The organism is Arthrobacter sp. M2012083, assembly GCF_000281065.1.
In the GTDB taxonomy this organism is placed as follows: Bacteria; Actinomycetota; Actinomycetes; order Actinomycetales; family Micrococcaceae; genus Arthrobacter.
Genome location: NZ_AKKK01000018.1, coordinates 62,522 through 70,550, shown reverse-complemented (window position 1 = coordinate 70,550; position 8,029 = coordinate 62,522). Strand labels below are relative to the sequence as shown.

Genomic DNA, 8,029 nt, shown 5'->3' with positions numbered 1-8,029 from the left:
CAGGCAGCATGTGCGGACGTAGCTCAGCTGGTAGAGCACCACCTTGCCAAGGTGGATGTCGCGAGTTCGAATCTCGTCGTCCGCTCCAAATAAAGAAAGCAGCTCCCCGGAGCTGCTTTTTTTATGCCCGGATTCGGCTAATACTCAATTGATTATTGGAAGTAACCGATACCCCTTAGAAGAAGTCGCTTTATCTAATGTGATTCGGCTCGCATAATGTACTGCGAGCTCATCACCGTTCCACGCCAACCGGCAGGAGTACCCCCATGAACCAAATGACGGCTTCCAAGTCCGTCCTGAGGCGCAAGCCCATCGACGATATTGAGGAAGAGAACAAACACAGCGGGCTCTTTAAGAGTCTTGGCCTCTGGCAACTGACAGCCATCGGCGTCGGCGGAATCATCGGCGTCGGCATCTTCTCGCTGGCCGGGTTGGTAGCCCATGGCAGTGAGAGCAACCCTGGCGTCGGCCCTGCCGTGCTCTTCTCGTTCCTCATCGCCGGTCTCGCTTCCGGTGCAGCAGCATTGTCCTACGCCGAATTCGCCGGCATGATCCCCCGCGCCGGATCCGCCTACACCTACGGCTACGTTGCCTTGGGAGAGATCATCGGCTGGTTCATCGGCTGGGACCTCCTGCTTGAGTACATCGCCATCGTGGCTGTGGTGGCCATCGGCATTTCCGGTTACTTCGACGCCTTCCTGTCCGGCATCGGAATCCATATGCCCACGTGGATGACGTCCACCGCTGATGAGGGCAAGGGCGGCATCATCAACCTGCCGGCCATCCTCGTCTGCCTCCTGGTCACCTGGATCCTGAGCCGGGGAACCAAGGCGTTTGGCCGCTTTGAACTGGTAGCGGTTGCCATCAAGGTCATCCTGATCCTGTTCATCATCGGCCTGGGTATTTTCTACATCAACACCGAGAACTACAACCCGTTCATGCCCAGTGGCTTCGGCCCGGTCCTGGCCGGTGCCGCGACCGTCTTCTTCGCCGTCTTCGGCTATGACGCCATGAGCACCGCCGCGGAAGAGGCCAAGGACGGCAAGAAGCACATGCCCAAGGCCATCATCCTCTCGCTCATCGTGGCCATGCTGCTTTATGTTGCCGCCACGCTCGTGCTCACCGGCATGCAGAATTACAAGGACATTGATCCCACGGCCGGCTTCGCTTCTGCGTTCACCGGCGTCGGACTGCCTGTCATCGCCACCATCATTTCCGTGTTCGCGGTCCTGTCCATCCTGACCGTGATGCTTACCTTCCTTCTGGGTGTCACCCGCGTTTGGTTCTCCATGAGCCGCGATGGCCTTCTCCCCGGCTGGTTCGCCAAGACGGACCGGCACGGGACTCCGCAGCGCGTCACGTGGATTGCAGGCGTTGCTTCGGCGTTCCTCGCCGGAGTCTTCCCCATCAAGGAAGTTGCCGACCTCACGAACATCGGCATTCTGGCTGCCTTCGTGGTGGTCTGCGTTTCAGTGATCGTCTTCCGTTACACCAAGCCCAACGCTCCGCGCACGTTCCGCTTGCCGTTCATGCCGGTAGTTCCTGCTTTCGGTGTCCTGGCATCGGCGTTCCTGATGTTCCAGCTCCACTGGGAAACCTGGTTGCGATTCGGGGCGTGGCTGGTCATCGGTCTCATCATCTACTTCGCCTACGGGCGCAGGCACTCCCTCATGAATCCGGACAGCCCGCGCCACAACGTCGAAAATAAGCCGTTGGCGTAGTTTGTCCACAGGCCGCCGCCGAACCCTTGGCACCCCGGAGAACTGGTGTTAGGGTCGGACGCGGAGGAGCGAACTGGCTCCGCGATGGAAGGGAGGTGCCCGTGGGTTTAATTGACGACCTGAAGGGCAAGGCTCAGGGTCTCATTCAAGGCAACGAAGAAGCCATCAAGAATGGCATCGACAAGGCCGGGGATTTTGTGGACCAGAAGACGGGCGGCAAGTTCGCCGGTCACGTCGACAAAGTCCAGAATGCCGCTTCCGATTTCGTGGCCAAGAACGACGGTCAGCCTGGACAGGCTCCCGTCACGGATGAGCCGAAGCAGCCGTAGCTGCCTGAGCCGCCGTACCAGATACGTCAAGGGGGCACCGGTCCCGCCGAGAGGCGCCACCGGTGCCCTTGGCGTTTAACGGGCAGCAGCTGAACCTGCTGGTCGGGTACGTTGGACGTTATGCCTTCAGCTTCCACCCCTGCCGTCCAAAGCCGCGCCGCCAAGGAGACGCTGGGACCACCCATCACGGCAGGCGTCGTCACCGCCCTTGTGGGTTTCACCTCGTCGTTCGCTGTGGTCCTGGCGGGTTTGAAGGCTGTGGGGGCGAACCAGGCACAAGCATCCAGCGGCCTACTGGCGCTAACGCTCACCTTTGGCGTGGGCATCTTGTGGCTCTCGTGGCGGTCCCGGATGCCCGTAACACTGGCGTGGTCCACGCCCGGGGCGGCGCTGCTTGCCTCCGCAGGAATGGTCGACGGCGGCTGGCCGGCTGCTGTGGGCTCGTTTCTGATCGTCGGGCTGCTGATCGTCCTGACCGGGCTCCTTCCAGCCTTGGGGAGGGTCATGGCGAAGATCCCCACTGCACTGGCACAGGCGATGCTCGCCGGCGTGCTACTCCCCCTTTGCCTTGCGCCCTTCACATCCTTGGGATCGGCTCCCCTGTTCGTCGCACCAGTGGTGGTGTGCTGGGTGGTCCTGATGAAATTCGCACCGCGTTGGTCTGTGCCGGCATCGCTGCTCGTCGCACTGGCGGTTATCGGCGTCCACATCGTGTCCAACGGCGTTCAGATTCCCGGCGGCAGCCTCCTGCCGCGGCTGGAGTGGACCACGCCCGCATTTACCGTGGAGGCTGCGGTGGGTTTGGCACTGCCCTTGTTCATCGTCACCATGGCATCACAGAACATTCCCGGCGTCGCGGTGCTGAAGTCGTTCGGCTACACCACCCCGTGGCTGCAGTCGATGCTGGTGACCGGAGCGGGCACCATCGCGGGAGCGCCGTTCGGAGGCCATGCGATCAACCTGGCCGCCCTCAGCGCAGCCCTGGCGGCGGGTGAGGAAGCGGGTAAGGACCACGGCAGGCGCTGGATCGCCGCGTTCGTCTCAGGCTTTGCCTACCTGGTCTTGGCCGTTGCCTCAGCGGCGCTGGTCACTTTGGTGGCTGCTGCCCCGCCCGGTCTTCTTGAGGCGGTGGCGGGCCTCGCCCTGCTTGGGACGCTGGCCTCGTCCATCTCATCCGCGCTGGCGGTAGCTGAGGAACGCATCCCGGCCTGCATCACATTCCTACTGGCGGCCTCAGGCCTGAGCTTCGCCGGCATTGGCGCTGCCTTCTGGGCGCTGGCAGGTGGCATCCTGGTGCGATGGATGCTGAAGAGCCGCGAACCTGTTCACAAAGCGTGAAGCAGGCCGGAAGCCCGGTTCCGGCCTGAAGCCGGCACTAACCCCGGATCAGGCAGGCTCGTGGTTCTGGGCCTCACGGGCAAGAGCCGTCAGCCTGGACACGGCACGGAAGTACTTCTTCATGTAGCCACCGGTCATCATCTCTTCGGTAAAGAGCTGGTCGAAAGGTACGCCACTGGCAAGGATCGGGACGTCTTTGTCGTAGAGCCGGTCCGCAAGAACCACAAAGCGGAGGGCGACGGCCTGTTCGGTAATGGTTTCGACGTCGCTCCACACCACAGCCTCCACCCCCGAGATGAGCTGCCGGTAACGGCTGGGGTGGACGGCGGCCAGATGATTCACGAGAGTGCGGAAATCGTCCACAGCCACGGTCTTCCCGTCGAACTCGGCACGCATACGATGCTTAAGTTCCTCGGTCTTGAGGGGTGCGGGAGCCGCCGGCAAACCGCGGTGGCGGAAGTCTTCGCCGTCGATCCTGACGACGTCGAACTGGTCCGCGAGAACCTGTATTTCGCGCTGGAAGTCCACTGCCGCGAAGCGCCCTTCACCCAAGGAACCGGGAAGGGTGTTGGACGTGGCGGCGAGCTTCACACCGGCGTCGGCGAGTTCACGCATGAGCCGGGACATGAGCACGGTGTCTCCGGGATCATCAAGTTCGAATTCATCGATGCACACCAGCTTGTAGCTGCTCAGGGCTTCCACGGTCTTGCGGAAGGACAGCGCACCCACGAGGTTGGTGTATTCCACAAACGTTCCGAAGGCCTTCGGGCCCGGGGACCTGTGCCAAAGGGAAGCCAGAAGGTGGGTCTTACCCACACCAAAACCACCGTCGAGGTAGATTCCTGCCCTCGTTGCCGGTGCCTTCTTGGCGAACAACTTTTTGAAGAGACCGCCACCGTCATCGGATCCGACGCCATCGGCGAATCCGGAAAGCAGCTTCACTGCGTTTGCCTGGCTCGGCTGGGAAGGATCCGGCCGGTAGCTGTCGAACGATACCTCTCCGAATCGCGGAGACGGGTAGAAACCCTTGAGGAGTTCCTCCACGGAGACTGCCGGTGTGCGGGCAGCCAGTTGTTCGATCTTTACCACGGTGGTCCGTTCCTTCGGTATTAGGTCCCCAGCAAGAATACCGGCATCGGACACTCGGAAAACCGTCACGTGACCAAGCCCATGTTTCATCGTATGACCACGGGGAAGCATTCCTTGCTGCCCGTGGTTAGTGTTGGAGCACGCCCGGCCGGCACCTGCACCACCTTCCACGGCCTGGCTCCGACCGTTGTCAGTGAAAGGCCATCACCATGTCCTACCCAGTTGAACAGAACGAAAAGTTTGCATCGTATGCGAACCCCGAACGCCTTGTGTCCACTGAGTGGCTCGCGGCAGCCCTTGCAGACGGCGCCATTGCCGACGGCAAGCTTGTGGTTGTTGAGTCCGACGAAGACGTTCTCCTCTACGAAACCGGCCACATTCCGGGCGCCGTCAAGATCGACTGGCACACAGACCTGAATGACGAGGTCACCCGCGACTACGTGGATGGCGCCGCTTTTGCCGCCCTCGCGGCCTCCAAGGGTATCTCCCGCGACAGCACCGTGGTCATCTACGGTGACAAGTCCAACTGGTGGGCTGCCTACGCGCTGTGGGTCTTCACGCTGTTCGGGCACGAGGATGTCCGCCTCCTCGATGGTGGCCGCGACAAGTGGATCGCCGAAGGGCGCGAGCTGACCACCGACGTTCCCCAACCGTCAGTGGGTGAATACCCGGAGGTGGAACGCAACGATGCTCCCATCCGTGCGTTCAAGGAAGACGTCCTGGCACACTTGGGCAACCCCCTCATCGATGTCCGCTCCCCTGAGGAATACACGGGACAGCGCACGCACATGCCGGCCTACCCGGAAGAGGGCGCGCTGCGCGGCGGCCACATTCCCACCGCCGCGTCCATCCCGTGGGCACGCGCTGCGGCTGAAGACGGCACTTACCGGAGCCGTGAAGAGCTCGAAGCCCTATACCTCGGCGAGGCTGGCCTGGAACCCGGCGATGACGTGGTGGCGTACTGCCGCATCGGCGAGCGTTCCAGCCACACCTGGTTCGCGCTGAAGTATCTGCTGGGCTTCGACACCGTCCGCAACTATGACGGCTCCTGGACCGAGTGGGGCAACGCCGTGCGGGTTCCCATCGTCAAGGGTGCCGAGCGCGGTTCCGTTCCTGCGTCCCTCGTCAGCAACTAGGGGCTCGTCAGCACCAAGTCAGGAATCAAGGCATCCGTAGTGTTCGGCCACACAAGATGCATTGACCGCTGTTGTGCGTAAGCTGGAAGTGATGAGTACGAACACTTTGCCCACCGCCCTGGCGGAAATCGTCGATGACTTCCAGGCACTGACGGAGCCTGACCGCCTGCAACTCCTGCTCGAATTCTCGAGGGGCTTGCCGGAGCTTCCGGAGCGCTTGAAGGACCACCCTGAACTGCTGGAACAGGTTGTGGAGTGCCAGTCACCGTTGTTTCTCACTATTGAGTCCGAGAAAAACCCCGACGGCGGCGCACGCGCCTACCGGCTCTTCTTCAAAGCTCCCCAGGAGGCACCCACAACCCGCGGCTTCGCAGGGGTCCTGCACGAGGGCCTGGATGGATTGACCGCTGAGGAAATCCTAGCCGTGCCTGACGATATGCCGGAGTTGCTGGGCCTCACCCGGGCCATCACTCCCCTGCGCATGCGGGGAATGACCGCCATGCTCGGCCGTATCAAGCGGAAAGTCGCAGCCGCCAGCCGGCTGGAACACTGACCCGCTGGAAAACTGAAGGGCATAAGCACAGGTATGGCCAAGAAGATGGCTTCACAGGGAACGCCGGCTACTGCAGCACTTGCAGCGGCCGGCGTTCCCTTCGTATTGCACCCCTATGCCCACGATCCGTCGGCGACCAGTTACGGCCTGGAGGCCTCGGAAGTCCTGGGGATCGAGCCTGAGCGGGTTTTCAAGACCCTCATGGTGGAGGTTGAAGGCCGTCTGGCAGTGGCCATCGTTCCGGTATCTGGAAACCTCGACCTAAAGTCCGTCGCTGCCGCCCTCGGGGCCAAGAAGGCAGCAATGGCCGATCCCAAGGCCGCCGAACGGCGCACCGGATATGTGTTGGGAGGCATATCACCGCTGGGACAGCGGCAGGCCTCCCCCACGGTCCTTGATGAATCTGCCGTGGACTTGGCCACCCTCCTTGTGTCGGGAGGCCGCCGTGGACTGGACATTGAGCTGGCGCCGGCCGATCTCATCCGGCTCACCAAGGCCATCACGGCTCCCATCGGCACTTCATCAAGCATCAAGGGCTGACACGAAACCGCCTGTGGCCACCTGTGGCCGCCAGGGGTCCTCAGGCGGGCTGTCCGGTGGCGCCTGCCTGCCCGGGATTGTTTCGGGGAGCCAGCTGCCTCTGCAGCCAGGCGCTGACCAAGCGCTCCCACCGTTCGGGGTCCACGTTCCACTCTTTGGTGTGCCGGGCGCCGTCGAACGGCTCAAAGGTGACCATCTCGGGGTTCTTCTCCGCAAGGCTGGCGGAGGGCCCGAAGGGTACGTAGTCGTCGTCCACGCTGTGGATCAGCAAGGTGGGTGTCCGCAACTCGACTGCCCGCGTTTCCCAGTCCATGGCCTTCAAATCCACAGGCGCAGATAGTCCGGTCAGCCGTCGCCCCAAGGGATGGCTCAGCATCATTTGTCCATACCGGCCCACGTTGTAGGGGATCCTGTTCATCTCGGCGTGATGGGCCATGACATTGACCCAGTTGATGACCGGGGCATCCAGTACCAACGCGCGGATGAGGTGGCGGTGCTTGGAGAGGTCCGCTGTCTGCAGGCTGATCGCCCCGCCCATGGACCAGCCAAACAGAACTATTTCCTGAGCACCCTGATCCAAGGCATATTCGATCGCGGCCTCAACGTCGCACCATTCCGTGGAACCGAGTCCGTACCGTCCATCCGGCGCGGCTGGAGCAAGACCGTCATTACGGTAGGAGATCAACAGGCTGTCCATTCCGAGTTCCCGTACACTGCGGACGGCACGGAGGCCTTCCAGACGCGTGGCTCCGCGGCCGTGGACCATGATTGCGCAGACTGGCGCCGCGGCCGAAGCTTCGGCCCGGATCAGCCAGGCAGGTGCCTTCCCGCCGTCGATCTCTATGTCCACGTCCTCGGCCGCAAGGCCGATCGCGGCCGGGTCCGGGTACGTTGCACCGCTCCACCAAGCACGGCGCGCCTCGGAGAGGTTGCCGCTGTAAACTTCCTCGACCTCACGCAGCACGGTTTGCTCGGCGGGCGAATAGGACACAATCCGGCCGATCCTGGCATGTCCTTGGCCGCCGGAGAAGAAGAGGCTGAAGACGCCGTCGATGGTGGTATCAGGGGTGGCCGCCAGAATGACTTGTTGCCCCTTGTCGCCGCGGATCACGGCAAGCACTTCCTGGTCCTCGTGCCGGGCGGCGGGGGTAATGACACGGCGGGCAAAGTACACGGCGAGCGCCGACGAGCCCGCACCTACCAGGCCGGCCAAGGTACCGCCGGCAAGGAATCCTGCGATGGCCCATTTGGTGCGGAGGGAGAGTTTCTTGTCTGCAGCGTCGCTCGCTGGCGGGGTAGTCGATGCCATGCTTCCATTGTTGC

Annotated in this window: 8 protein-coding genes and 1 tRNA gene; 7 read left to right on the top strand and 2 right to left on the bottom strand. The window is 62.5% G+C overall.

Features of this window, described 5'->3' with window-relative positions:
- Positions 1–12 precede the first annotated feature (12 nt).
- The 4 genes from A477_RS0110340 to A477_RS0110325 all read left to right on the top strand — a co-directional run bounded on the left by A477_RS0110340 (position 13) and on the right by A477_RS0110325 (position 3,388).
- A tRNA-Gly gene (locus tag A477_RS0110340) sits at positions 13–88 on the top strand.
- A gap of 178 nt (positions 89–266) precedes the next feature.
- Complete coding sequence (locus A477_RS0110335) at positions 267–1,721, top strand: amino acid permease (RefSeq protein ID WP_017198930.1); 1,455 nt, start codon at positions 267–269, stop codon at positions 1,719–1,721.
- A gap of 95 nt (positions 1,722–1,816) precedes the next feature.
- Positions 1,817–2,050: an antitoxin gene (locus tag A477_RS0110330; RefSeq protein ID WP_017198929.1), complete on the top strand. Its 234-nt coding sequence runs from the start codon at positions 1,817–1,819 to the stop codon at positions 2,048–2,050.
- A 120-nt stretch (positions 2,051–2,170) separates the two neighbouring features.
- Positions 2,171–3,388 carry a benzoate/H(+) symporter BenE family transporter gene (locus tag A477_RS0110325; protein ID WP_017198928.1) on the top strand — a complete coding sequence of 406 codons (1,218 nt, stop codon included), beginning with the start codon at positions 2,171–2,173 and terminating at the stop codon, positions 3,386–3,388.
- A 48-nt stretch (positions 3,389–3,436) separates the two neighbouring features.
- On the opposite strand, the gene zapE is transcribed toward A477_RS0110325, so the two are convergent.
- Positions 3,437–4,477 carry a cell division protein ZapE gene (gene zapE / locus A477_RS0110320; RefSeq protein WP_026005515.1) on the bottom strand — a complete coding sequence of 347 codons (1,041 nt, stop codon included), beginning with the start codon at positions 4,475–4,477 and terminating at the stop codon, positions 3,437–3,439.
- A 209-nt stretch (positions 4,478–4,686) separates the two neighbouring features.
- Here zapE and A477_RS0110315 point away from each other — a divergent pair, with 209 nt between their 5' ends.
- The 3 genes from A477_RS0110315 to ybaK all read left to right on the top strand — a co-directional run bounded on the left by A477_RS0110315 (position 4,687) and on the right by ybaK (position 6,706).
- Positions 4,687–5,613: a sulfurtransferase gene (locus tag A477_RS0110315; RefSeq protein ID WP_017198926.1), complete on the top strand. Its 927-nt coding sequence runs from the start codon at positions 4,687–4,689 to the stop codon at positions 5,611–5,613.
- 91 nt (positions 5,614–5,704) lie between these two features.
- On the top strand, positions 5,705–6,166 hold the full coding sequence (locus A477_RS0110310; RefSeq protein ID WP_192812000.1) for a SufE family protein: 462 nt from the start codon (positions 5,705–5,707) through the stop codon (positions 6,164–6,166).
- Positions 6,167–6,199: 33 nt separating this feature from the next.
- Entirely contained in the window at positions 6,200–6,706 is a 507-nt protein-coding gene (gene ybaK, locus A477_RS0110305; RefSeq protein ID WP_017198924.1) for a Cys-tRNA(Pro) deacylase, read from the top strand.
- A 40-nt stretch (positions 6,707–6,746) separates the two neighbouring features.
- Here ybaK and A477_RS0110300 read toward each other — a convergent pair whose 3' ends face one another.
- Positions 6,747–8,015 (bottom strand): alpha/beta hydrolase family protein, encoded by a 1,269-nt coding sequence (locus tag A477_RS0110300; protein ID WP_017198923.1) that lies wholly within the window; start codon positions 8,013–8,015, stop codon positions 6,747–6,749.
- Positions 8,016–8,029: the final 14 nt, after the last annotated feature.

Bases quoted from the DNA above. Each gene is read 5' to 3' on its own strand.
- ybaK (WP_017198924.1), top strand. From the start codon at position 6,200: ATGGCCAAGAAGATGGCTTCACAGGGAACGCCGGCTACTGCAGCACTT.
- A477_RS0110300 (WP_017198923.1), bottom strand. From the start codon at position 8,015: ATGGCATCGACTACCCCGCCAGCGAGCGACGCTGCAGACAAGAAACTC.
- A477_RS0110310 (WP_192812000.1), top strand. From the start codon at position 5,705: ATGAGTACGAACACTTTGCCCACCGCCCTGGCGGAAATCGTCGATGAC.
- A477_RS0110325 (WP_017198928.1), top strand. From the start codon at position 2,171: ATGCCTTCAGCTTCCACCCCTGCCGTCCAAAGCCGCGCCGCCAAGGAG.
- A477_RS0110335 (WP_017198930.1), top strand. From the start codon at position 267: ATGAACCAAATGACGGCTTCCAAGTCCGTCCTGAGGCGCAAGCCCATC.
- A477_RS0110315 (WP_017198926.1), top strand. From the start codon at position 4,687: ATGTCCTACCCAGTTGAACAGAACGAAAAGTTTGCATCGTATGCGAAC.